Origin of the sequence: Microbulbifer aggregans (assembly GCF_020524005.1) — a bacterium.
GTDB classification, from domain to species: Bacteria; Pseudomonadota; Gammaproteobacteria; order Pseudomonadales; family Cellvibrionaceae; genus Microbulbifer; species Microbulbifer aggregans_A.
Window position 1 is genome coordinate 207,279 of sequence record NZ_JAIVKK010000006.1, and the last position, 25,445, is coordinate 232,723.

General features: G+C 51.6%; 18 protein-coding genes. 2 read left to right on the forward strand and 16 right to left on the reverse strand.

The genetic code is table 11. The annotated features are described in order from the left end of the window. Positions 1-12: 12 nt before the first annotated feature. The 16 genes from tssG to LC093_RS13085 form a co-directional block, all read right to left on the reverse strand. Complete coding sequence (gene tssG / locus LC093_RS13010) at positions 13-1,143, reverse strand: type VI secretion system baseplate subunit TssG (RefSeq protein WP_226665388.1); 1,131 nt, start codon at positions 1,141-1,143, stop codon at positions 13-15. Next, complete coding sequence (tssF, locus tag LC093_RS13015; RefSeq protein WP_226665390.1) at positions 1,107-2,936, reverse strand: type VI secretion system baseplate subunit TssF; 1,830 nt, start codon at positions 2,934-2,936, stop codon at positions 1,107-1,109. The genes tssG and tssF overlap by 37 nt, the downstream gene beginning before the upstream one ends. Further along, on the reverse strand, positions 2,936-3,409 hold the full coding sequence (gene tssE, locus LC093_RS13020; protein WP_226665392.1) for a type VI secretion system baseplate subunit TssE: 474 nt from the start codon (positions 3,407-3,409) through the stop codon (positions 2,936-2,938). The genes tssF and tssE overlap by 1 nt, the downstream gene beginning before the upstream one ends. 52 nt (positions 3,410-3,461) lie before the next feature. Then, a complete protein-coding gene (gene tssC, locus LC093_RS13025; RefSeq protein ID WP_226665395.1) occupies positions 3,462-4,973 on the reverse strand; it encodes a type VI secretion system contractile sheath large subunit in 1,512 nt (503 codons plus the stop codon). A gap of 95 nt (positions 4,974-5,068) precedes the next feature. Continuing rightward, entirely contained in the window at positions 5,069-6,556 is a 1,488-nt protein-coding gene (gene tssC / locus LC093_RS13030) for a type VI secretion system contractile sheath large subunit (RefSeq protein ID WP_226665397.1), read from the reverse strand. Next, positions 6,556-7,074: a type VI secretion system contractile sheath small subunit gene (gene tssB / locus LC093_RS13035; protein ID WP_226665399.1), complete on the reverse strand. Its 519-nt coding sequence runs from the start codon at positions 7,072-7,074 to the stop codon at positions 6,556-6,558. Before tssB ends, tssC (LC093_RS13030) begins: the two co-directional genes overlap by 1 nt. A 46-nt stretch (positions 7,075-7,120) precedes the next feature. Continuing rightward, on the reverse strand, positions 7,121-8,401 hold the full coding sequence (gene tssA / locus LC093_RS13040; protein ID WP_226665401.1) for a type VI secretion system protein TssA: 1,281 nt from the start codon (positions 8,399-8,401) through the stop codon (positions 7,121-7,123). Positions 8,402-8,492: 91 nt separating this feature from the next. Continuing rightward, positions 8,493-9,323 carry a hypothetical protein gene (locus LC093_RS13045; RefSeq protein WP_226665403.1) on the reverse strand — a complete coding sequence of 277 codons (831 nt, stop codon included), beginning with the start codon at positions 9,321-9,323 and terminating at the stop codon, positions 8,493-8,495. Between the two features lie 395 nt (positions 9,324-9,718). Next, a complete protein-coding gene (tagF, locus tag LC093_RS13050; RefSeq protein WP_226665405.1) occupies positions 9,719-10,381 on the reverse strand; it encodes a type VI secretion system-associated protein TagF in 663 nt (220 codons plus the stop codon). Between the two features lie 14 nt (positions 10,382-10,395). Next, complete coding sequence (gene tssM, locus LC093_RS13055) at positions 10,396-13,935, reverse strand: type VI secretion system membrane subunit TssM (protein WP_226665407.1); 3,540 nt, start codon at positions 13,933-13,935, stop codon at positions 10,396-10,398. Between the two features lie 52 nt (positions 13,936-13,987). Further along, positions 13,988-14,842 (reverse strand): type IVB secretion system protein IcmH/DotU, encoded by an 855-nt coding sequence (gene icmH / locus LC093_RS13060; protein WP_226665409.1) that lies wholly within the window; start codon positions 14,840-14,842, stop codon positions 13,988-13,990. A 2-nt stretch (positions 14,843-14,844) separates the two neighbouring features. Then, complete coding sequence (tssK, locus tag LC093_RS13065) at positions 14,845-16,182, reverse strand: type VI secretion system baseplate subunit TssK (RefSeq protein ID WP_226665410.1); 1,338 nt, start codon at positions 16,180-16,182, stop codon at positions 14,845-14,847. Between the two features lie 53 nt (positions 16,183-16,235). Continuing rightward, positions 16,236-16,838 (reverse strand): type VI secretion system lipoprotein TssJ, encoded by a 603-nt coding sequence (gene tssJ / locus LC093_RS13070; protein WP_226665413.1) that lies wholly within the window; start codon positions 16,836-16,838, stop codon positions 16,236-16,238. Positions 16,839-16,922: 84 nt separating this feature from the next. Beyond that, positions 16,923-18,716 carry a type VI secretion system-associated FHA domain protein TagH gene (gene tagH / locus LC093_RS13075; RefSeq protein ID WP_226665415.1) on the reverse strand — a complete coding sequence of 598 codons (1,794 nt, stop codon included), beginning with the start codon at positions 18,714-18,716 and terminating at the stop codon, positions 16,923-16,925. 102 nt (positions 18,717-18,818) lie between these two features. Then, positions 18,819-20,318 (reverse strand): type VI secretion system contractile sheath domain-containing protein, encoded by a 1,500-nt coding sequence (locus LC093_RS13080; RefSeq protein ID WP_226665417.1) that lies wholly within the window; start codon positions 20,316-20,318, stop codon positions 18,819-18,821. After that, a complete protein-coding gene (locus tag LC093_RS13085; RefSeq protein WP_226665419.1) occupies positions 20,315-21,070 on the reverse strand; it encodes a transposase in 756 nt (251 codons plus the stop codon). The genes LC093_RS13080 and LC093_RS13085 overlap by 4 nt, the downstream gene beginning before the upstream one ends. A gap of 208 nt (positions 21,071-21,278) precedes the next feature. Between LC093_RS13085 and LC093_RS13090 the strand changes: the two genes are divergently transcribed. Both LC093_RS13090 and LC093_RS13095 read left to right on the forward strand, forming a co-directional pair. Further along, positions 21,279-22,145 (forward strand): Stp1/IreP family PP2C-type Ser/Thr phosphatase, encoded by an 867-nt coding sequence (locus tag LC093_RS13090; RefSeq protein ID WP_226665422.1) that lies wholly within the window; start codon positions 21,279-21,281, stop codon positions 22,143-22,145. A gap of 34 nt (positions 22,146-22,179) precedes the next feature. Then, positions 22,180-25,335 carry a DUF6531 domain-containing protein gene (locus tag LC093_RS13095; RefSeq protein ID WP_226665424.1) on the forward strand — a complete coding sequence of 1,052 codons (3,156 nt, stop codon included), beginning with the start codon at positions 22,180-22,182 and terminating at the stop codon, positions 25,333-25,335. Positions 25,336-25,445 lie beyond the last annotated feature (110 nt).

Sequence of the window (25,445 nt, forward strand, 5' to 3'; positions counted from 1 at the left end):
CCTTTGACGGAATCAGGCGCTGGGAAGCGCCTCGTCAGGTGAATAGCTATCTGAACTCAATGTGATTGTCAGGCTTTCTTTATTTTGACTTTCCCTCAACATTTGCGAATTCCAACCTAGAAGCGCTTTTGTCTCGGCTTTCGAATTCAACTGTAAAGGCGCTACTTCGTCTGCCGGTATGGCCACCGAAATATCAAAGTCCAGCTCAACACCGGCGCTAAGCTGTATGAACGACTTCAACGCTTCAAGCTTCTCACTACCTGGAGAGATATCCATATATGCGCCATAGTCCGAAGGTGCAATAACAACGCGGAATTTGTTTTGAGCCTGGAAACAGTGTGTCCCCAATATCGAATTTATTCCGAGACAATTATTCACTCCGTTAGGATGTTCATGAGAGGGGAGCCTGGTAAGAACGTCTCCGGGCAGCTCATCCCAACGTCCGTGAAACTGCTCTATCTCCACAGCGAGACCAAAGTACTGTTGAATCATGCTTTTGAGCGCAGCGGCCGAACACTGCTGCCGCCCAAGATGCCCCGCCATGCCAATCAGTGCTTCATCGGGTACCGCCGTCCGATAGCGCATTTCGGTTGTGCCAAGGCCAGCTATCGCAGCAAGGGCATGGCTAAACAGATCCGGATCTCGCGTGTTCTGTCTGCGCGCTCTTTCATAATTAACCGGCAATTGATATTTATGCCAAGCCTGATAAAACATCGAAACATTTCGATGATTAAAGATATCGAGGAAATCTTTCAGTGCGCCGCTTTTGTTTTTTGCTTCCTTGTGGACAAGCTCCGTCAGGAAATAAGGCATCACGCCTTGGCTTCCGATCAGCCCGCCAAAACCAACTTCCATACTCCATTGATTATTACTAGCACTGTCAGCCTCGGCACCTTCATCGAACCTTGTAGAAATTTCGAGTACATCGGCGCCGACAAATGACAACGATGTTTGTGCGCGAAAGCGTACGACCTCCTGACTGGGAGGCGAATACCCGGCAACCGGCATGGCCGAAAATTTTCCTTCGGACCATGTAGCCGCATTTTCCAGTAATCGTACAGATTGAAAAAATTCGAACCTGTATGGTGCCTGCTTGAGGCGACCGATTACACCAGTGCTTTGTCGCCAGCGCGGGGAGGCCATCGCTTAAGTTCTCCATCCTGACCACTCAATTTCGCGATCAGCCTAGTAAAAGAGTTAATAGAGCAATACAACGCAAAGAATCGCTCAAGAACGCTCGCAAACATTAGCGGGCTTGTGCCAGAAAGCATCATTGAATCCAGCTCTATCGATATTTCCGTTCCACGACAGAGGACAACACTACTATCAATTTGAATAGGCGCTGTTATAGGTTTGGTCTCAACCTTTAGTATCGACTCGATCATATTTCTGGTACTTGGCGAATTCCTGAAATCGTATAAGCGCAGTATTTCCTTTAGTGCATCGCAACCACTCTCACCACCCAAGGAGAGATGGTTTAGGTTCAAGTGGGATATCAGGCGCCAATATGCCCTTTCCTTCCTCGGAGGACGAATCGTCGCGGTTGGTGAAACCAACGAAACGATACGCTGCGCCGGCGCATCGCCATCAACAATACTTAAATACGGCTGTAAATTACCTGTAGGAAGCTTTTTCGGTAAATTCCTGTTACAACAGGTCAACTTTATACTTAGCGTTTCATCGCTTGTTTTGAACGGGTTGAAATCCAGGTCAACCAGGCTGATATCAACTTCTGAGGCCTGCTCATTCCTGTGCTCCCCTTCAACAACGTCCCGCCGACGTGTAAACCAGAAAGCCGATTGTCGCGCCTGATGCTGACTGTGTTGCAATCCATAAAATGGTCGATACCTGGTCGCGTTTCCACTCGCGTCGCTCGCGCTCACGCTATCGACCGAATACACTTCCAGGCCCTCGCTACGCCGAACATCTGGCACAACCTGATAACTATATTCAGTATGTAAGAGCGGAACAGGATCAGCCGTGTAGGGGAACAAATTAACAATTGGCGTACAGTTTAGGGCAAACATACCTGCACCCATCTGCTTTTCCAACTCGTCATTGGACTCAGACAGGTAAAAATAAAGGTTCAGCGTGTCACCGTAGGTAGAATTTATTGCTCCACCAATATTAGTGATATCAATGAATTGAAACTTCTCCGGAAACGAAAAGTATTCTGTAAGTAGACGATAACCAATAAATGCGCTGTCAGGATAAGGAAAAATCCCTTCATCCGGGGCTAGTCCAACCTGTTGCAGAACATTAGTATCCACATGAATAGGGGTAGGATCGCCTTCTGAATTGGCTATGACAATTTTTATGCACTTGCTTAGAAGAAGATCATAAAGTGGATAAATATGGTTAGGGAGCCCTTTCAAGAAGAGCCTGAGTTTAGATAACCCCAGGTCAGAAAAGCGCAAATCTCCGCTTAGCGTCTTTAATGAGATCTTTAAAACAGCATTACTACCCAGAACCTCATTGCAACCTGGCGCAATGAATGGCCTTGACATCAAACTAGCGGATTCTATTGAAAATGGACAAATATCCACAGGATAAGAAGTTTGAAACCGGCATGACTGTCCCTGGAAGGTATCACTTTCCAACATTGTTTCTGCTTCTACGGAAACAATAGAGTCCAAATCGTCATCCGGCTCAAATTGAACAATCCCACAAGAAGGGATCGGGCGTAAATAATGTGGATACAACGTCTCTAACATCGCATCCGTCAGTTCCGGAAAGTCATCGTTCAATTTTTGTTGAACCCGCGCATTCATATAAGCCACGCCGGAAAGCAGCCGACCGACAAGCGGGTCATCCACCGTGTCTGCATCCAGTTGAAGCCTGGATGCGGCCGCAGGATGCATACGCGCAAAGTCGGCGGCTGTCTGTTGAACAAACGCCAGTTCACGCTCATATAGATCTATTAATTTTTCACTCATCACATTATCTCGGAAACATCAACCAATTGAGTGACGGGATTCAAAGCAGAATCGAACACAATCACTTCCTGTGAAGGATTCACATGCAGCACAGCTTCTACACGAAACCGGATACTCGGATCTTCGACATCCACATTTTTTTGAGTACTCACCTTAACGGATCGAATCCGAGGCTCATAATTAGTAATCGTTTTTTCTAATTCACGGCAAAATTTTTTACGACTATCCGCGGACGAAAAGTTAATGGTAGATAAATCCGGAAGACCAAAGTTGATATTCGATGTTTCAAGGTTTTCGTGTTCCGCAGGTGCCGACATACAGCGAAACCGGCTGTTGAAAAGAAACTCCAGATCTCGGCGTACACCCTCTCTAAGCTGACGCAGTACCTGATGAGGTTTTGTCATGTCCTGGTTACTCGCTGATGCCAGAAGCCGGTCCAGTACGGGCGCCAGTAAACGCTTTTCTTTTGTCATTATCAATGATTCCCCATGAACCGCTGCGAACTCGTATTAAATTGAGTTCCCGTCACGCAGGTGTACCTACCCCGATCTGTGCAAGCGCCGTGGTGAGTTTTAGCTCTGACACCAGATGATCGACTGTGTAGTGACTTTTCAGATGAATAACGCTCTGGTAGCTACCCGCCTTACCGGGTTCATCCATCACTTTCACCCTGGCCTCTCTAAGCGGATATCGGGCAAGCATTTCCCATGAAAGGTCATCACGTCCCGTTGTGTACCTGTCCAGCCAATGCTGTAACTGCCGCTCACAATCGGCCGCATTGATATACGCACCCACTTTGTCGCGAATCATGACTTTTATGTAATGGGCGAAACGCGATGCACATAATATCTGCTGCAACATCCCGCTGATACGCGCGTTAGCGGTTGCGGACTTGGATGTATATTTTTTTGTTTTTTGTAACGAAGGTACGCTATTAAAGGAAGCGTACGGCGTATCGTAACAATGACTTAAACAGGTGAAGCCGAGTTCACTCAATTCCCGCTCGGCAAAATCTGTTATCAGGATCGAAGTCGACATATGCACCATTTGCGCATGGGTGTCGACAGCATAGGGTACCACCGGCAATTGCGTGACCAGCCCGCCACCAATATGATCCCTCGCCACGCCCCGAATATGGGAAAACCATCCGACTTCGTCGAACTCCCGAAGTAGAACACATGCCATCGCAAAGACAGCATTGCCCCACAGGTAATGACTGCTATCGGCTTGCAAGACATCTTCCTGAAACCTAAGCCCACAGTAGTTGGAAAACTTTATGCTGTAAGGCTGACGCATCAGGATTTTCGGTAGCATAATGCCGATGAAGCGGCTGTCTTCAAGATCCCGTAGACCAGACCAACGGAGATACTGCTTCTGACGAAAGACCTCCAGGAAATCTATGGGCTTGGCCAGATCATCGAAACTGTCTACACCAAACAGTTGTGGAGTAGCGCTACAGATAAACGGGGCAAAAGCAGCCGCGGCCGTATGCGCCAATCCTTGTAAAGTGAATATGTCATCAAATGGGTGCCCATCAAACGGCCGATGCGACACGTAGTAGTCGCCAATCAGCAAGCCAAAAGGCTCGCCGCCAGGCGTACCGAATTCTTCGTTGTATATCAGGTGAAAGATGCCCGATTGGTCATAATCTGGGGCACGCTCAATGTCTTTACTGATGTCTTTCCAGCTTGCATCAAGAAGTTTTATTTTTATGTTGTCGCTACTGGGTGAGTTATTAACCAGCATCGCAACACCGCGCCAGCTGGCCTCCAAACTCTGGAACTTTGGCTGATGTATTATGTTATTGATCTGCTCGCAGATCAGTTCATCCAGCTCGAGGATTAGGCGGTTAAGCAGACTAATAACGGAGAAGCGCTGAGGATGTGGACAGGGACAGACTTCCAGCAGCCAATATTCGAAGGCATAGAGATCGTCAGGTTCGTCTAGAAACTTCCTTAACGAATTTTTTTCGCTCGCCAACAGCTGCGGCCGAAGCATCCGATCATTTTCAAATCCGGCTTGAAAGTCAGCACCCAAAACTAGCTCTCCCGGAGCAGGAACCTGATGTATAGATAAAGGAAATGTTGTCTGGGGTAAAGCTGGCCCCGACAATCATCGGGGCCAGCCTTAACTCACCCCGCCGTTGGGATATTCGCAACCATACGCATAGAGGTAGTTAATTCCTCCATTTGCAGCCATGGTTTCAGGTAGGCCACTGCACTGTAGCAACCAGGTTGACCAGGAATTTCTTTTACTTCGACCCGAGCCTCTGCCAGCGGATACTTTGCTTTCATTTCAGCACTCGCATCCGGATTAGAGTTCGTGTACTGGGAGATCCACTTGTTCAACCAGCGCTCACAATCACTCGCTTCCATAAACGAGCCAACTTTGTCGCGTGCCATTACTTTCAAGTAATGGGCGATACGCGAAGTGGCCATCAGGTATGGTAAACGTGCCGAAATAGCGGCGTTTGCCGTAGCATCCGGGTTGTCATACATCTTGGCCTTCTGAGCACTCTGTGAACCAAAGAACACCGAGTAGTCCGTATTTTTGTAGTGACAGAGTGGCAGGAAGCCCTGGGAGCTTAGCTCTGCTTCGCGGCGATCGGTGATACCGATTTCAGTCGGACACTTCTGGTCCAGGTCGCCATCGTCGCTCTTGAACAGATGCGTAGGCAATCCTTCAACCTTACCACCACCTTCGGCGCCACGAATCGCGGTGCACCAGGAGTTCTCGGCGAACGCCTGTGTCATGGTAGTACCCATTACATAGGAAGCGTTCATCCAGCAATACTGATCATGCTCAGCCGGCTTGGACATCCCGGACTCATCCACTTCAAATTCTTCGAAGTTGAACGACTCAACCGGCTTCGTATTTGCGCCATAGGGAGTACGTGCGAGGGTACGTGGCATCACGAGTGTGACGAAGCGGGAATCATCGCTATCCCGGAAACTGCGCCATTTGATGTATTCACCCGACTCGAAGATTCCGCCAAGATCCCGAGGCTTGGATAGCTCGGTAAAGTCATTGAAACCGAACATCCCCGCACCGGCTGCGGAGACAAATGGACAGAAGCCGGCCGCAGCGACATTGGACATTTTGCTTAGGAGTTCGATATCTTCCGGGTGGTTGGTGAACTCGAAGTCGCCAATCATGCAGCCAAAAGGTTCACCACCTGCTGTACCAAATTCTTCTTCGTAGATTTTCTTGAAGGTCTGGCTCTGGTCAAATTCAACCGCTTTGTCCAAGTCACGAAACAGCTCGCGCTTGCTGATATTCATCATACGAATTTTCAGCGTTGAACCAGTCTCACTATTCATTACCAGATGATTCAGACCGCGCCAGGAGCCTTCCAGCTTCTGGAATTTTTCGTCATGCAAGATTGCGGAGAGCTGCTTCGACATAGCAGCGTCAATGGCCTGTACCGCCTTGTTGATGGTCTGGGTCAGGTTTCTGTCCCAGGTCACGGTACCCTGCAAAACCTGTTGAGTCAGGTTCGCAATAAGATCCTGCGCCTCGTCCGGCTGGGTCTGTTTGGTCGCAGAGATTGCCTGCTCGAGTAAGCTGACCGACTGCTCTTCCGCTTCTACTTCTGCGACATTTTCGACTTCGGTGCTCATTACGCGTCTTCTCCCTTGTCCTCACCGAGACCCAGTTGGTCTGACAGCGCACTGACGTTTTCTGTGCTTTTCAGGATATCTTCCAGAACCTTTTCAAGATCTTCGGAACGGTCCGCCTTGCTCAAGAGATCCCGAAGTTTACTGCGCGCTTCCAGCAGCTGCTTTAACGGCTCAACTTGATCAACAATTTGTTCTGGAGAAAAGTCATCCATATGATTGAAATCGAGGTTGACGGCCATCTTGCTACCGTCACCAGCCAAGGTATTGGCTACCTGAAGCTCCAATTTCGGATTAACTTTCGACAGTACGTCATTGAAATTATCGCGATCGATCTGAACAAACTTGCGTTCCTTCAGCGACTTGCGATTTTCCATATTGTCACCGGAATAATCGCCCATCACGCCGGTAACAAATGGCAATTCCTTTTTAACTTCTGCACCGTTTGTCTCAACGTCATAGGTAATGTGAACGCGGGGCTTGCGTACACGCTTCAGTTTATTGTGAATACTTTCGGGCATTTTGGGTCTCCTTTCCTCAGGTCGGAAATACTATTGTTCGCCAGTTCTACCAGCTTGGTTCAGTTTCGACTTTTTTTTCTGCTTGATCCCAACGATTTTCTTGGGATTCTGCACCACCAGTACTGCTACTTTCATTTTCATCCCCACCCGCGGCCGGGGGCTTCACAGATGGCGGCGCGACATATCGTTGGTTATCGGTACCATCCAGTTTTACACCGGTCAACTGAGAGTAGATTGATCTGGATTGATCATCAGGAAGCAGCTCTGTCATCAATTCAGCCACGGTCATTCTTCCCCAGCCAACCAGTCGCTCCAAGCCGGGAGCCAAAGGTGTATGTGGTTCGTATGTTCGGAAATACTTCGCCGCTTTTTCGAGAAGTCTTAACGCATCTTCACGGGATGTAATTGCCCCTGTGGGAACGACCGTGTAACTTTGTGCTGCGGAAGTTGCACCGTCACCAGTGACATTTGCAACTTCATCTTGTTCTGAAGTCGTCTCTACCGTGACACTTTCAGCCAATGACTCCAGCTTCTCTTTGTAAATAAAACGCGCGGTACGCAATACCTCATCGATCAGCCCACTGATACTGGACGAAGGCGGGGCATCCTGACCACATTTTTCACGTAATGTGTTGTTAATCTCTCTGTAATATTGGGATGACTCTTCCAGAGTTTCAATTAACCCGGATGCCCATGACACGTCCGCGGAGTTCACGCAGGATTCAACCTGGGACATTCCATAACCCAGAGTCTCTACCCGAGCTGCCCTTGCGTCGTCGTCAGCAATTTTTTCGGCATCCCGCGCTTGCTGGTACTGGAAAAACGAAAAACCTCCAAAATCGCCTTCGGGCGTGATTTCCGCATTGCGGATCGGCATAAGAAGGGTTCCATCGGCACCGTCACCATTGAGACCAGCAAGCGGTGCCACCTTAGTTTCCATGCCATCTTCATCTGGCTCGGGATAGAGGCCATCCCAGTGCTCTGAAACAAGACGACTAATGAGTTCAAACCCATCTCGCAAGCCGGCAACACCGTGGAGCCGAATAAGTGCTTCGGTATACCAGCTGGCGACTTCCAGGTCCTTGCTTTTTTCGGTGAGAATTTTTTCCGCACTTTTAGCTACATTTCGCCAGGGCGCCAAGAGATCGCTATCGTTATCATCGAACATCGCAGATCGCTCAGCTGCCCTCGCGCTGTTCCTTGCGTCTTTGATGGTGTAGTAATCCGACGTCGGCGAGCGGTCGCTGCGAATGTCTTCACCCTGAGGGCTATCACCCGGTATGGCCAATGCCATTGCATCAACGTCGATTATGTTAGCGAAAGCCATCGATATTCCTTTTCTATACTTCCTGTCGCCTGATAACAGCTATAGGTTAAACCGAGCCCATCACAACACCGTTCTCAGGCTCGTAATCTTCTTATGTTTCCACGTCTTCAGCTTGAAGATTGTGAGCGGAAGCCACTGGGCTCTTCTCACCCGGAGACTTATCCACTGATAAGCCAGACACAATTCCTAAAAATACATCCCTTAAGGCCTGGAAATCCTTGCGTTCACACCAAAGAAACAACGTATAAATACATCCGCCTGAATTTACACAAGCGATAAGATAATGAACGGCCACCCCACCGACTTCAGCCGTAACTTCTCCATATTCACCCGCAGCATCCCCTCTTCCCACTGATTTTGCTGGTGCAGCGATATCTGCCTTCGGAACTCTTTCGGCACATTGCGCGAGCTGCGCGCTGCAGTAGTCCGACAGGTCTGTGTTAGGACTGATTTCGGTTAATTTTTGCCTGAGCACGACCAAAAACTGATTCGAATTGAGGTCTCCGGCCTGTAGCACGGCGCCGCTATTCAGATCTTCCAAAGCTGACCAACCAGCGGGAACTACCGCGGAGCAACCCATCCCAGTCACTACAATCTCTTCGGGGCCATCTACATTTTCTTCACACACATGCTCTTTGGCATTACTGCTCGACGTCGCAGGCGCATCCGTCCAACCCAACGTTTCAACGATCACATCCCGGCCACTTATTAGCTCGGCATGCCAGCCTGACTCCCACAATTTAAGCAACAGTCTTTCACCGCTGGAACGATCCTCGACTTTTTTAATCACGGACCTTCCACTTATCAGCAGACGGTTAATCTGGGTGAAATTCAGCTTAAACCGTTCAGATAACTGCTTTATGCCTTCCCGACGATCAATACCGTCGCGAGCACAGCCAGTAAACACGACCTGAAAAGCCATCTTTCAACTTCCCTGTTTATGAACCTGGCACTTACCATTGAGGCTTTCCATGTGCCGTAAGTAGTTATTCGCTCGCCACGAGCTTCCTTGATTGAATCCGATCAATCACACCGCGGACTTCTATACCGTTTCGACGTTTTGGTACGCCTCTGGTAATACTTTCACCTACCGGATTTAAACTGAAAACCGATTGTCCCGCCAAAAATGGCACAACCGTACCGTTTTACTGTCTTTTAATCTGCTTATTCTATCGGAATAAAATTCCGATTGAACACAGAACCAAATCGCAAATATGGATATAACTGAAAACATATTGGTACGGTAATACCAACTACAAAATTTATCCTTTTACATTTCCCGCTATGTGCCTTCCGCACTATTTACTGCAAAAACCTCTACCAATGCAATTTTGGCGCTCCCAACATAGAGCAATACACCGTAGGGTCTGGCAAGCCGGGACTGAGCAATGTAGTCGGTGCGAGATGTTGCGAACCGGCACACCACCACAAGCTGTAACTGGAATATTTTTCACGATAGAAGCTATCCAGCATCGCCGGATAATTATCCACTATGGTACCCGTGGCGGTTGAGGTAATGAGGCCATTCTCCAATTCTGCGACAGAACCTTGTGCGTGCACTACAGGCGTCTCCGGGAATCGCTCCAATACTTGATCCACCATAAGTCCACTTTGAAGCCCCTCCACCGCCAACTCAGAAAGACTTTTGTACCACGGCGCTGCGGCGACCTGGATTTCAAATGGCGTAGTGCCATGGGGTAAGGGAACGGCCATCGTTATCGGAAAATAGCGCCCGACACTATCGACACTCGGGACGAGAATGCCAGCCCAAATTTGTCCATTGAGCACCCCTGGTGAAAGTGCAAACCTCCAGATTGGACTGGTAAGGTAGTATTCCAGCCATCGCTCGCCGACCAATTCCCGCGAGCCGTGTACGGCCCGCTGTAGCCAGTCATCCCACGCATTTACAAAGCTTGAGGGCAAGTCTCGCTGGATAAAGTCACCATGTGCCGGCAACTTGCCGAAAATCCCTTTTGTCACTGATCGAGCTCCACTTACAACGTCTCTGGACAGCGGTAGCCGTTCAGTAAACTCTGGTCAAACGGGTTGTTCACACCACTGGCCGCGAGGCGGAATTGAGCCTGGCGGCCAGCCTCATGAAACGTGACCAGAAACTCCGAACTGTTACTACTCTTCTCAATCCTGGAATCTTGCAGTAAACGGTACCAAGCCCAATCTCCTTCGAAGTGCTTGCGATGAACTGTTTCATTCAGGTCTTCGAAAATAATTCTCGCGCGATTACTTTCGCCGCCCTGCCAACTGAACTTGGTACTCGTTCGAGGTCCGTGAGAATATTGAGTTCTCATCTCGCCAAGCTCGAGGGCAAATAAGCGCACCCCGGAGTCCAGCTTCGTCGGCTCCACACGGAAGCTATAGCCTGCCTGCTCCCCCGCGGCAAAAAGTGTCTTGCGTATTCGGTCCGCACGCCGCATTTGTGAAAGTGCACCGCTCGATATGCCGAGGCTCTTCCCCTCCAGGGATTTGACACGCCAGCTTCGGGTGTCTACGAAAGGCTTCAAGTACTGCTGAATGAATTGTTGCTCGATACCCCCAGCCTTGAAGAATTTGTTGAATTCCATCACCGGCGCTTCCTGGCTGGAAGAACTACGTAAAGGAAAGCGTCCGGCTAAACTCCGGGTGTATGGGCTGTAAACCTGCTCTTTCCAAACTCGGTTTACATGGCGCTTGGCTTTTGCCATGACCAACCCCCAGGCACTGTCAGCGATTTCATTCAACCACTGTTCGAACGGTGCCGGTGCATTCGCAGCCTTTATCCGCAATTGCTTGATTGCGTCGCCACCGCCACTAAAGCGAGTTTTCGCTTTATTAAATGCGACCTCGTCGGAATCAACTCCACTATCAATTTCAGAGAGATATTCCTGTAGCTGGCCTATTGCACTCAGGTATTCCTGAACGCGAGCAGGCCGCCCTTTTTCACTTTGCGTAAGGCGCTGTAACTCCTCAAAGCGTAAATCAACACTAGTTGGCTGGAACTTGTCGGCCAATACACTGGCCGCACCGCTTGCAGCTGCGGAGCCCAGATTACGCGTAGTGCTGGAAACGGGTAGGCGCACTCCTGACGCATCCACTGGTACCTCCGGCCTGGGTGTCAGCCGGGTGTTATCGGCAGTGATTTCGGCTAGCGCCAGGAGTGGCGAATATACGGGGTCTGAGAGTTTTGACAGCACATCCAGCGCTTCCCCGGTTGAGCGGAAAGCACCAATGGAAAAGCTGCTGATAAACTGCTGCCAACGCTGTTGGTATTCACTCAGGTAGATACGTTTTACTTCCTGCCCAAGTCGATCCCGATCTTCTTCGTTGAAGTCCTCACCACTCAGTTCACCACCATAGATCCAGCGCTCTTCAGCGAGCTGATCCAGTAGCGGGGAATCCGCCCCAAACTCCATCTCTTTATAACCGGCCTTGGTAAACAGATACGGAACGCTGAACCTTGAGTCACCCGCCGATATACCGAATAACTGCTCAGTGTCACCGCCAATTTCTCCGTAGAGATCCACATTGGTTACCCCCAGCTCACTGCGTTGCATTTGCGTATAGAGCCGCTGTGGAACAGGTATACGACGCAATTGCTGGCGTGCAGTCGCGACGGCACGCTCATTGGGGTGCAAATCGGCCGGTAGGGGCTGATTCAGTAATCGCTCCAGATGCTCCAGCAACTGAGCCTGCTTTGCGGCTTCACCGGAGAGTTCCTTCGACCAGATGTCAGTGAAAAATGCCTTGATAACCGCAAAATCCCGCTTTTCCGGATTAAAAAACATCAAGTAGGTTTTCAGTGTTTCGGTCAGTTGGGGATCTTCACTACTCAGCTTTACCAAGTTGCGTTCAATAGACCGCAACAGGGCGGGCAACAGAATGGCCGTCAACTGCTGTTGATACAGTTCATCGGAAGCAGCATCTACCCGCTCGTCGTACAAGCCCAGGTTACTCAGCCAAGGATGCTCCTCTTTCTGGTATACCTTTGAGGCATCGTAAAGCGGATTCAATAAATCCAGGCTTTCGACCGGTGTAGGCCGCTTGGCTTTCAGCGCCACCTTATTCGTGGTGAATACATCAACCTTGTCTTTTACTTCCCCCATATACAATTTGTTCTGGGTCACGCTGCCAGTCCACAGCGATAAGGCACCGACGATAACAATAAGTGAGGTGGCATATACCCCACCCCGCAGCCAGCGTGTTGCTGATTCGATCCTGCGATTCACCCCGACAAGTTCTGCCTCAGGAAACACGACGTCTTTGAGCAGGCGATGCAAGAAATAGCTTTTACCCACACCCTGGAATTTCTTTGCCACGTCTCGCTCGAGGCCAAAGTCAGCACTGACCGAAGCCATCATTCGGTCGATTGGGCTCCCTTCCTGGGTGCCGCTAGTAAAGTAGATACCGCGCATCATTGGCACGATGTCGTAACGGTTCGGACTAAACGCCTGCTTTATAAAATCATTTAATACTGGCTTCAGACTCTCCATTCGCGCTGGAAAGCCTTGCAGTAGCGCGCGCTTTTCTACATTGCGCTCTTGATGCACACGCCAAAGTACACGCTGATTGAGGCGTTCAATCAGCGCCTCGAACTCCCCGGTAAATTTATCCAGCGGTGCCCCAAGCGCAGCGCTTGATTCTTCCGGAAAACTAACGCCCCAAACCTGCTCCCGCTCGGCCTGTGAGAGGTTGTCAAAAAACTCACTGAATCCGGCTACCAGATCGCACTTGGTGAAGGTTAGATATATAGGGAAACGGATACCCAGTTGCTGTTGCAGCTCGTTGATACGTGAGCGGATAGTTTTCGCCTGGTGGACGCGCTGCTCAGCAGTCTGCACCATCAGGTCCTGCAGGCTGATCGCAACGAGCACACCATTGATTGGCCGACGACGGCGGTATCGCTGCAGTAAACTCAGGAATGCTTTCCAGGCACTGTTGTCGTAGACGCGATGGCTGTCCTGGGTCGTATAGCGGCCGGCGGTGTCGATCAGTACCGCATCATTGGTAAACCACCAGTCACAGTTCCGGGTTCCACCCACCCCCCCGAGCGCTTCCTTGCCATGGCTTTGGGCCAGAGGGAACTCCAGGCCCGAGTTTACCAAGGCGGTGGTTTTACCAGACCCGGGTGGACCGATAATGATGTACCACGGCAACTGATATAACGATAATTTTCCCTTGTGCGACTTGAAGCGTGCCTTACGCAAGATTTGCATCGCATCGCGAAAGCGATCCGAGAGCGCATTAAGTTCTTCTCGGCTGCGCTCTTCATCCGGGTCCGCGTCAGCTTCCTGAGTTGCCTCAATATTTTCAATGAGCGCCTTGTTTTGGCGTCTCTCCACCAGCCATTGACTCAGGTTCCACACTAGCCAAACGGAAAACAGGAATACGATGATCGTAACCCGAATGCCCGTGGCCAATGTGGCGTTATCACTGCCAAACTTCACATAGTCCGCACCAAACCAAATCAACAGCGACAGCGCTGTGATGCCGATCAGGCCGACCACCCATTTATTGGTAAAAAAATCCTGCAATCTTTTCATGCAATGCTCCACATCCCGCCACCTGGTTGGGCGGGATATTCAAATCCTGCGTTCAGCGCTGCTGCCCGATACTGGTTGGGCCATCGCTGGTCAATGCGTTGATCTCCACGGCGATTGGCGTGGCGCTTTGATATAGCCACCAGCGATACCCAGAAAAGCTCACGGCCAGGAATCCGAGTACAACGCTCGCGATTACCCACATAGGAATGTAGTGGATCAATCTATTGCGGCGGTTGACACAACCCTCCCAATGCGGGGAAAGATCGCGTTCCATTTGCGGGCGGTGGCTCTCAATCGTGCGATAGAGATTGTCCCTGATCTGCTCAAGCTGCTCATGGCCCCGCGGAACCAGCCGATACTTCCCCTGGAAGCCAAGACTCAGGCAAAGGTAAAAAAGCTCCAGTAAATCGATATGCGCTCCCGGTGTATCCAGCGTTCGCTGAAGGATCAGAAAACACTTCTCACCGCCGAACGTTTCTTTGTGGAACAGGCTTAACAACGAATGCTGACTCCAGCCACTCGAAGCTCCCCAAGGTGTAGACAGCACCACCTCATCCACCACTGTGCATATAAGGTACCGTGCGGTAAGGACAGTTTCTGGCTGCAGCGACAAGCGCTTTGCGTCGCGCTCGAACGTTTGGATCTCCCGGGTCAGGCGCTTGTGCAGGTCCGGTACATTGGCGTGGTTAAGCGTCGTACGCAGCTTGATCGCCGCGCCAAGTAATTTGGATGCGGCGGCAATCAGGGGATTTAGGCTATTGCGAATATTGATATCCACCGCAGGCTCGCCGGCATGAAAAGCCGGGGCAGCAGTCGCCGCCGGCGTCGCGGCTCCGGGTGTGGGTACCATTACGGTGCGATCCCCGGCGGTCGGGCCGGCCGGGGGCCTGTAGGCATCATTGCTCATGATCAGTTATTCCTTATCGCCCAGAGTTCCATCGTCAGTCCGGGGAATTCCGCCCCCAGGTGTACAGCAAAGCCACCAGAACGCTGCATCGCCTGCCACAACTCACCGGTTCTCTCCAGCTCGAAGTAGGTAAACCCTGCATGGTAAGGAATCTGTCGTGGTGCGACGGGCAGCGGGCGTACAGACAGACCCGGCAACTGGGCGGAAATCAATTCGCGAATCGCTTCGACCGGCGCTACTTTCGCTTGCCCCGGGAATCGGCTACGCAATAGGTCTCCCGGCATATCCGCTTTCGCCGCCATAATAAAACTCGCCGTCTTCACCAGCGAAGGATCGGTGACAGGTGCAACGTAGATGCCGAACTTGCGCTGGACCAACTCCATCGGGATAGCTGTCTGCTCGAGCACAGTGGACAGGGACTGTCGCAAAGCTGAGAAAAGGCCGATATAGCACTGCTGTAGGTTGTCGTGCATATATTGCGGAATTTCGGGAGGACGCTTGTCTGCGGAAGTGAAGGTAGATAGCTCACCAGCCAACTGAAGCAGCTCCAGGAACAGCGCGTGCGGATGCAGACGCGGCTCTGCAGTGATTTGCTTTAGCAGTGGCTCAAAACGGTTGATAACCTGCAATAATAGATAGTCTGCGATTTCAGCCGAACCACTGCGGCCGCTATCGCTCAACCTGTGCCCTAACGCGGTACCGCGGTGACCAAGCAGCCCTTTAACCTCTTCAATATAGGCTTTCAGTACCGAAGAACTTTCAGCGTTTAGCAGTGGCGGTATGTAGTCGGTATCCAGTTCAACCGGCTTCTCCGGCTGCCGCTCTCGAATACGGGTAATGCCAATGGCTGCGTAACCGCTGAGGTCCTCGCTACCTAATTTCAGACAGGTTCTCAGTTTTCCGACCTGAATACGGGCTGCTTCACCGGAGGTCGCCGCACTGTTACGCGCATCGAAATTGAATGTCTGATAGCGCGCCTGCGGAAAATCTTCCTGATCCCGAACCGATTCCTGGCTTCCAGGGCGCTTCATCGGTATACACAGGTAAACGACTTCATCGCGGGTATTTACCGGTACATCCAGTACATCCGGTAAATTTTCATTTTCCGGCGCCAACACGGGCGTACCATCTGGAAAAATGGCACTGATGCGAGATAGCGAGATCTTGCCCATTGCGAGTGGCTCGCTATCAATCGCCACCTCGATAGCTCCCCATGTATAGGGCCCTAACGATCGAGTGCGCGCCTCTACCAACTGCTCCAGGTATCGATCCTGCTGCTGGAAATGCTGGGGGCGAAGGAACATTCCCTCGCTCCAGATAACCTTATTGTTCGCCGACATATACAGTCCTTGTTGCGGCGCCAGGCACAAGCCTCGCGATAGAAATTTTTAAATTACAAACTTTTCCCAGATTCCTGGAGCTGACGCAGCCGCTCATATTCCGCTGCTGATATCGTTACGGTCTTCTTCTTTTTACCATCGTTGCTGCGCGTAGCCGTAGCCCGACGCTGAATATCGAGCGACTCAGTAGAAGCCATTTTTGTCCCCATCAGGGTAATGGCGTACTCGTTTTTCTTGTGGTCGGTTATCGGCAGCAACATCAGACCATCGGCATCCTGGTAACGCACGAACTCCGCAAGCAGCCCGATATACTTCACATCCGGAGTCAGATGCAGTTGCTCGATACGCTGTTCGCCCGGGGCAAACTCCTTGAGAATCACGGTATCGATAAGATCTTTACCCAAGCGTGATTCAGCACTTTCGTAGAGGTTAAGAAACTCCTCGCGGGAAAACTGACGGTCGTCGGCCAACATGAAAACTCGCAATACCACGGGCGATGCACGCCCATCGCTGTCGGGGTTCACGTTGTTCTCAATATCGACGGACAGTACGACACTGGTATCCAGATTCAATGTTCGACGAGTCGTCTGGCATGCCCCGATGACAACCGCAAGTGCGACGACAATGGTGACTTTAAATATTGCTTTGATGTTCACAATGGACTCCGTTTATTGTTTTGCGCCTTCCCCGCGACGCTGATCTGTACTTTCCCTACCACTCAAAAACAGTCAACTCTTCGACTATCGTTTGGCGATATTCCTGGCATTTTTCAATTCGGAAAGCTGGCATTCGTAAGTGCTTGCAAACTCCTCACCGAACAGTTGCCGGTAGCAGGTATCCGGATCGCTTACCATCTGCCGATACATGGCTACAAATCCATCCCAGTTTTTTGCTCCGCGACTGGCAAAAACGCCGCCTTCACTGCGGCCGCGACGCTCAATATTTTCCGGACTGAAGAACTTGAGCATGGCGTTATAACCCGCCCGCATACCTGCCAATACCGCCACCTGATGATCAGAAAGATCATCGAAACTATCCTGCACTGCTTGAGCTGGTGGCATAAATGCGCCATTGCCAGAGAACATTGCCCCCAGGGCATCCTTCGCAGTGGCACTGAATTTCAATGGGTTATTGGCTTCGGTTTGAATCATGGTGCGCTGAACGCGCAATTCATTTTTGATACTGGTCCGCGCACGCAACAGATCAATCAGGCGTGCAACGGTTTCCTCAACTATCTCAGCCGTCTGCTGGTCCAGATTCTGAAGCTGGGCCTGCGTCAGATTGAGTCCCAGGCGACCGGCCAAAGCACTAGAACCGGCCGGGACTGACGGGGCCGCACTCTGACCGTGCTGTTGTGGTTGTTGCAGTTGTTGCGGTTGTTGCGGTTGTTGCGGTTGTTGCGGTTGTTGCGGTTGTGCAGCTTCCGTCTGCACTGGCAGCGGCGCAAACTGCTGTGAAGCCTGAGCAAAAGCCGGCTCAGTACTTATTGGTGTTTGTGGCGGGCTGCTTTCAAAGCCCTGTGCGCCACCCTCAAATCCAGGCGTACTATTTTCAAAGCCCGATGCAGTACTTTCGAATCCGGGAGCGCCCTGAACCTGCTCCCCCGCCATAACAGACAAGGATCCAGCAAAGGGGTTGTCGGCCGCCAGGGGCTGGGGAGAATTGCTTGAAGGGACCCGCGCTACCAAATCCTCCGCAACCGGAACATGAGATGGTGGCTGTGGTACCGTCGGGACCATACCGGTTTGGACCGGCGGAGGTGATACAGGCTGCTCCGGCGCCATTGGAGAAACCTGCATGGCATGGCTGTGCGCGGGCGCGTGGTCCTGTTCGCTACCATCCTTCCACCAGGCGTCGTCATCACCCCATTGCGACGCCCCCGTATTCTGGGAGGTAGCACCCGTGAAGCCGGCCAGTGGATCCGCCGGCTGGGCAAACTGTTCAGCCGCACCAAGCGCTTGCAACGGGTCGGTGGCTAATTCCTGGCCGAGAAAACTGTCATTCTGGCTCGCAGACTGGCTACCCACGAGATAGCCCCACTCGCCACTATTGCCGGTATTGGCACTGCCGGGTTCCAACCAGCTATCCAACTCCCGCGCTTCCTGCTGGCTTTGCATCTTGGCAGCGGCAGATGAACTGAAGGTTGTGCGATCCGCGCTGTCGAGAAAATCCGCGTCACCCAGCCCCTTTGGCAAATGGCTTTCGGCTTGAGGGCGACGCACGGACACCTGCAATTGGTAGTCACCCAGGGAAATCACATCACCCTCATTGAGTGCCACGCGGTTCCCTTTCCCCAGCGGCTCGGCAGACTGGTTTACATAGGTTCCGTTGGTACTCTGGTCAACCAGGTAGTACTGGTCTTGTGCAAATACAATTTCCCCATGCCGCGAAGAGACAACCCGCTCCGGATCAGGCAACACCCAGTCGCTACTCTCAGCGCGACCAAAGCTGCCGCCAGCGGGCCCGAACAGCTTGGTATGTTTCAGCATATTGGCGCCTTTGGGATCGGCGACCACGGTGAGCATTAAATCCATGTCTCTCGACTCGTGCCTTTATTCATCGTTATAAAGTGCCGGATCACTCCAGGCTGCGTTTATCCAATTCCGGCTCAAAACCTGGGTGCGTGCATTCTCATATCACCAGGGTCCACGCAGTGCGGTGCCAGCGATGGACTGTAACTTCGGCAGGTAGATCTCATCGCGCCCCTGCACCGAACGCAATGTACTGATGCCCACTGCCTGGAAGCAGGCCGCCGCCCTATCGTTCAGTAAGGCTTCCGCACAAGGCGTCATCCACTTTCCTTGCGGCAAGTTGCGCACATGCAAGGGGAAGTCATGGAACTGTGCAGTTGCAACGGGCACCGGCCTTCCGGTTTCAATGAATGCGCTACAAATAGAGAGCCCCAGCAAATAGGCACTATTGCCCCACAGGTAGTACTGGTGCCCCAAATCCGGGGTCAACTCTTCAAATGCAAAGGCATCCGTTCTCGCTGTCTCCGCGCCAAATGGCAACCGCAGCATGAAACGGGGCGCAGCCAGTGCGACATGCTCACATGCACTGTATCCACATACGGCCGTCCAGCCCTCAGAAAATGCTTCAGACAGCGGAGAGTACCAGTCGTCCGGATCCAGCGAACCGGCAAGGCTCGAACATCCGGCCAACCGGTTGTCACCACCCAGTACCACAGCACTGCCGGCGGCTTCTGCAATCGTCGCCAGGTCAATCAGTAAATGCAGGTCCTGCTCTTCATCGGTGACGTAGAAATCCCCGATTACGAGATTAAACGGGCCGTTTCCCGCAACAGCCTCCCGCGCCACCAGGCATTTAAATAACTCGGAGTTCTCTAAATCCCCCTCCGCCTGGGCAAAATCTTTCAGGATTTCCTGCTTGCTGATATCGACGAGATGCAGCTCAAGTGCCGGGTGGTCATCCAATCTACGCAATAACAATTGCAGGCTTCGCCAGCTCGCTTCCAGCTGACGGAAGTCGCTGTGGTGCATAATTTTGCGCATGGCTTCTGACGCGGCCTGCGTAACCGCCTCTAGATACATGGCCTGATCTGCATCGGCTTTCTGCTGTATATACGGCGCAACGATATCCTTGATCAGGCGATCAATTTGCCCGGCCGGGCTGGATTGATATTGATCCTGGTATACCGCCCCGGTCAGTACTGCATCCAACATTGATTGCGCCGCCGATACCTCACTAGAGGCATGCTCAGTACGTGCAAACTCCGGACACCACTGCTGAATTTCACTAGCAGCTGCGGAGAATTCGGCCGGTGTAAGAAGCCGCTTTTCCAACTCTATGAACTGTTTGAACAGAGGTACTTTTTGATACAGGTAGTCCGGATGCAGATCATCAAACTCCAGTAACCACAAGATATCCTCCATCACTGGTAACTTGAGACCAACCTGAAGGCGTTCAAACAATGCCGAGAAGTTGTCCTTGCTTACGCGGTAAGCCGGGCGTGCACCAATGGAATTCGGGTCGCAAATCCCGCGGCTCTCTCGACCACTGAAATCCCCAAGGATCGCCACCTTTAAATTGGTACGCCTGTTTTGATTTTGACTGGATTCGCTTTGCTCCAGTGCTCCGAAGCGTGTGGCTAAAGTATCCATCGTCGGCCTTGTCATCCGTTACTCTCCACTTCCGCAGCTTTTTCTTCCGGAACGTCAGACGCCACCGGTTTATTCTCGCCACTCGTTTTTCTTGGTCGCCCACGCTTCAGTGGCCGCACGCGCTGGTTGGCAATCTGCTCGATCTTGTCTTTAAAGACATCTCCGCCCAGAACCTGGCCCAACTTGATTGTCTCGGCAATGTATTCGAGCAAGCGACGGTCAAACCGATAGCGAAACAGTTTCCTATACGCTTCCGCGCGCACCCTGGGTGTATCCCCAAGCTCCCGGTACAAGCGGTGATCAGTAATTACATCGCTGTCTTCCACGCTTGCATGGTGATTAAAACTGGACCAGGGGTAATCAGCCAGAGATTCCGCCAACCCCAGGTAAAGAGGCCGGAGCTCAACGTAGCGATAGCAGGTAAGTAAGTAGGCATCTGAATCGATCAGGCTCGATTTATAGCGACCCGCCCAAAGCGTTCCCGAGCGCTTGTAGCGGTGATTCACATATTGCACATACCGCCTCCCAAGGGATTGCATCATGGAAGAAATGCCATTGGGAACCCGAGGGGTGGCGATGATCTGTACCATATTTGGTAAAAGTACATAGGCATGTACATCCACCCGATACTGGTCCGCCGCACTGCGCAGACTGATCAGGTAAAACTGATAGTCTTCCTCATCAAAAAAGCACGGCAGGTTATTGTGACCCACCTGTACAATATGTTGCGGAATATCTATGAGATTGAGTCTCGGAAGACGGGGCATCTTGCCAATAAATCCTTTTTAATTTGTACAGCCGTACCAGCTACACATCCATTACTGGGAAAGGGTTGGCATTATTGCAAATGAAACAAAAAAAATTCAAACGTTCGGCGTTAGCAAGTTAACATTACTGGAACGAACACACATAAATTTGATTGCGAGCACAAACGGACTCTCGCAACAGTAATAGATTCATGGAGTTGTGACTGACATGGAGCCCATCAGGCTGGCAGTCAACGGCCGCACTGACATCGGTCAAGTGCGCGAAGAGAACGAAGACAGCATTCATTGCCATTGCGACCAGGAACAACCGTTTGCCTACGTTGTTATCGCTGATGGTATGGGCGGATACAGCGGTGGCGCGGCGGCAAGCCGTATCGCGGCAGATAGCGTGAAGGCCCACCTCGACGAGCTACTCGATATCACCTTCCTATCGTGTTCCCCCAACCAACAGCAATTGATGTTGCATGCCACTCTTGTCGAGGCAATTGGTACGGCGAATCGCAGAATCCTCGACGCCAAGCAGGCCAGCCCACAGCTCTCACAAATGGGGACCACGCTGGTCGCTGCAGTTATTTGGCAGGATTTCCTGATTGTTGCCCATATAGGTGATTCCCGCGCGTATCTGTGGAACAACTATGGTTTGCAACCTCTTACTCGCGACCACAGCGTGGTACAGGAAATGATAGATTCCGGGCAACTCAGCCCGGAACAGGCACAAGAGTCCCAAATACGAAACCGTATAACCCGTGCACTAGGTATTGCGGAACCCGTTGAAGCCACAATCAACAGCTGGACACTGAAAGAAAGTGCGCTGTTATTACTGTGTAGCGATGGACTTACGGAATATCTCAACGACCACACAATCGAACGGGTTCTGGCCACCCATAGGCCGGCCCTGGAGAGCGTGTATTACTTTATCGACGATGCCAATAAGTGCGGGGGAAGAGACAATATCAGTGCCGGAATCATCGAGTACTGTAGCCGTCCGGAAGCCGTCGTGGAGTTTTCTGGTGAAAGCATCACCGTAAACCCATCGCAGGAAGAAGACATAACGCTTCGGAAGCTACAGCGTTGACAGGCCCTCAACTACTGCTCAATGAGTTAACGACATGACACCGGAACGTCTGGTCGATTTCATTCCCAAATCACTCGCGGCCCTACAACCGCCGCCGATACCTACACGTCCCGGCGACGCGCAGCAGCTTTGTGAATGGATCAACAGCCTGGACAACAAAAATGGTTCGGCCGTACCAGTTGCGATAGCTAACCCTATCTGGCCAAGACCGCCCCAGATACAGGCCAACCATTACACCCTCGCCGAAGCACCCCGACAGCCTCAAATGCTGCTGCCACAAAATAGCCCGATACGTTACTGCAACTACGCCGGGCACAACCGCAGTGGCGATCCTGTACCGCCGCTATCAGACTGCGAACAAGTAGCAGGGCACGTGATCGCGGCAAATGGTGAGCTTGCATTTTCCAGAACAGACTTCACGCTCCCGGGACCCTTTACTTTTCATTGGCAACGCTTTTATCGCCAAAACCTGGACAGTAAAAGTGGTCTCGGCCATCGGTGGAACCACAGTCTATGCGAAACGCTGCAGTTACCCGAGACTGGCGGCGCTCTTGAACAGAAAATTTTCCTGCATACCCCCGATGGTCGCGTTGTAACGTTTGATGTGCCTGCCATCGGCCACAGCTGTTTTAATCGGCGCGAGCGCTTGCTGCTATCAAGGCAAAGCCTGCATAGCTTCCGCATTAGCGCTTTCGATAGCCCGGACAAGATATTTCGTGCGGACGGGACTGGACACACCGCTCCCCTGAGTGAAATCCGCGATAGTTTTGGCAATACGCTCACAGTGGATTACCGGGATGGAAAGCCCCACAAAATTGTGACGTCCTGGGGGCGAACGCTGGAATTTGTTTACGAAAACGAAAATCTGATTCGGGTCAATAATGCCCAAACACCACAATCAGTACCGGCGCTGTGTCACTACGCGTATGACGACGAAGAAAACTTGAGCCATATCATCGCTGGTTCCAGTCGCGAAGATTATCAATATCTGGATGGCGAACTCATTGCCCTGACTGGCCAACCAGAAGGTGACATTAAGTTTTCATATGACAAGGCCGGCCGCTGCCATCGGTTAAAGGTAAATGGCGCAGGCTATAGTATTCGCCGGCAACAGGGGCGCAACCGCTGCACCTTGTCGTGTGATTTTCTACACAACAAGCAATGGCAATTCGATATGTATGGCCACCTTGTTCGCGAGAAACAACAAGACCGCGAACAGTCTTGGCTGTACGACCACTATGGCAACCTTTGTCAGCACGTATCGCCCAGCGGGCAGCGCACCATCTTTCGCCACGACGAACTCGGCAGGCTAACTCGACATACCAGCAACGGTTTGCATCGGCGCTTTGTCTATGACAATCATGGACGCCTGCAAGGTTCCGGGGTGTTTACACAAAATACTGGACCAGTATCTCTTTGCTCCAACTGGACGTTCCGCTACGGCAACCACGCTCATCCGCTTGCGATTCGCGATCCATCTGGCAATGAATGGCATTGCGACTACGACGACCACGGCCAGTTGCGGCAGCTCACAGACCCGGAAGGTGGCCGGGTAGCGCTTGAATGGGATGCTCAATCGCAACTATCCGCAGTATTGCGAGGTAGCCAGAAGTACACTTTTGATTACGACGACTCTGGTCGGGCAACAGGTTTTCACTGTGGACTACAACTCGAACGCCACTGGCACTATGGTCAGTCCGGCGCACTTTCGAGCACCCTGCTGGGCAATAAAACCTACGACTTCATACGCGATGACTCACAACGAATCTGTGGAATCAGCTGTAATGCTGAACCATGGCTTCAATGGCAGTACGACGAGTGCAATCGGATTCGACGTGCCAGTTTCCACTCCGGAAAACAGTGGAACCTTAGGTACGATACGCTGGGTCGGTTGATCGAGTGTTATTTCGAAGGCGAGCCCGAACTCGGTCGTCAGTGCGGAATGTTCACCTGGAAATACGATGGTTTTTCCCAGCCCATACATTTTTCAGATCGCAACGGCCATCAGCGAGAGTGGCACTATGATGTATGCGGGCGAATAAAAGAGTACCGCGACGGCGATAACCACTGGTACCTTCGCTACGATTCCGTCGGCGCCTTAGAACAAATACGCAACAACAGTGGCCAGCACTGTGATTTCCACTTTGACCAGCAGACAAGGCTAACGCAGGCGACAAATAGCCACAGTCAGGTTCGCTTCCATTACGATAATCGAGGCCGACTGATTGCCGAACATCACGATTTCACGGAAAGCGACAGTGTCAGTATCAATCATGATTACGACCAGCGCGGCTGGCTGAAATCCTCCGGTTCCGACAACTTCAACATCAATTTCCTGTTTGCACCTGACGGCAGCCTTTACGGTGCCAATGCCAATGGATCTGCGGTCTTACGCTGTGAAGCTGGTGACGACGACAGTATCTGGAGCCTTGGGGTAAACCGGGTTACAAAAAACATCCGTGGAGGTTTCACCACCGGTCTATCCATTGACCCGGATACCAGTTGGCGGATTGGAGCTAGCCTCGATGCATTTTCAGAGGCGGTCGACTTTTTCCTTTCCCGCCCTGCCAGCGATTTAATCAAACAGGATGACCGGGGGAATATAATTGAGGAAGGGCGCAGCAGCAGCGCAAAGAACAACTATCAATACGATGGCTGGGGCTTGATGCAGAGTGCCGAGAGTGGCGACTTCAAGACCTACTTCCGCTACGATCCATTTGGTCGACGCTACAGCAAAACCAGTACACACCGCCGCTCTTCCCGCCAGCGCAGGATCTTCAATCACTGGTGGAGCTTCGGACTTTGGAGCGAGTGCACCAAGATCGACAATGCGGTGACAAACAGCCATTACGTATTCCACCCGATTATGGGTATACCCCTGGTTCGCATCAGCGACGGTGAAACGACACATTATGTTGCGGACGACTCGGGCAACCTGCTTGCGCTACTGGATTTTTCCGGCAATACGCTCTGGAAAAATACTGACGACGCAAAAATTGTGGAACGTCCTGCTCAGGGGCTTGGCACATTCCGCGGCGCAGCGGGTATTTTTGACGGTGAAACCGGGTTGAATTATCGCGACTTTAGTTACTGGGGTTCCGACAATACCATTTGCCTCGATACCCTAAGGAATTGCCTGCTTGCAGAAATGACCAGCACGGAGACTACCGCAAAACTGGAACCGGCCTAGCTTTCCCGATCAATAGAAATTCAGGCGCAACCACCCTACCGTTCCACGCACGACTCGCTCAGTAAACACCCTTGAGGAAAAAAGCACACAGCGACGTCTTTCACACCCAC

Excerpts from the sequence above, each read along its gene's own strand:
- tssG (WP_226665388.1), bottom strand. The coding sequence starts at position 1,143 with ATGGCCTCCCCGCGCTGGCGACAAAGCACTGGTGTAATCGGTCGCCTC.
- tssF (WP_226665390.1), bottom strand. The coding sequence starts at position 2,936 with ATGAGTGAAAAATTAATAGATCTATATGAGCGTGAACTGGCGTTTGTT.
- tssE (WP_226665392.1), bottom strand. The coding sequence starts at position 3,409 with ATGACAAAAGAAAAGCGTTTACTGGCGCCCGTACTGGACCGGCTTCTG.
- tssC (WP_226665397.1), bottom strand. The coding sequence starts at position 6,556 with ATGAGCACCGAAGTCGAAAATGTCGCAGAAGTAGAAGCGGAAGAGCAG.
- tssB (WP_226665399.1), bottom strand. The coding sequence starts at position 7,074 with ATGCCCGAAAGTATTCACAATAAACTGAAGCGTGTACGCAAGCCCCGC.
- tssA (WP_226665401.1), bottom strand. The coding sequence starts at position 8,401 with ATGGCTTTCGCTAACATAATCGACGTTGATGCAATGGCATTGGCCATA.
- LC093_RS13045 (WP_226665403.1), bottom strand. The coding sequence starts at position 9,323 with ATGGCTTTTCAGGTCGTGTTTACTGGCTGTGCTCGCGACGGTATTGAT.
- tssM (WP_226665407.1), bottom strand. The coding sequence starts at position 13,935 with ATGAAAAGATTGCAGGATTTTTTTACCAATAAATGGGTGGTCGGCCTG.
- icmH (WP_226665409.1), bottom strand. The coding sequence starts at position 14,842 with ATGAGCAATGATGCCTACAGGCCCCCGGCCGGCCCGACCGCCGGGGAT.
- tssK (WP_226665410.1), bottom strand. The coding sequence starts at position 16,182 with ATGTCGGCGAACAATAAGGTTATCTGGAGCGAGGGAATGTTCCTTCGC.
- tagH (WP_226665415.1), bottom strand. The coding sequence starts at position 18,716 with ATGGATTTAATGCTCACCGTGGTCGCCGATCCCAAAGGCGCCAATATG.
- LC093_RS13080 (WP_226665417.1), bottom strand. The coding sequence starts at position 20,318 with ATGACAAGGCCGACGATGGATACTTTAGCCACACGCTTCGGAGCACTG.
- LC093_RS13085 (WP_226665419.1), bottom strand. The coding sequence starts at position 21,070 with ATGCCCCGTCTTCCGAGACTCAATCTCATAGATATTCCGCAACATATT.
- LC093_RS13090 (WP_226665422.1), top strand. The coding sequence starts at position 21,279 with ATGGAGCCCATCAGGCTGGCAGTCAACGGCCGCACTGACATCGGTCAA.
- LC093_RS13095 (WP_226665424.1), top strand. The coding sequence starts at position 22,180 with ATGACACCGGAACGTCTGGTCGATTTCATTCCCAAATCACTCGCGGCC.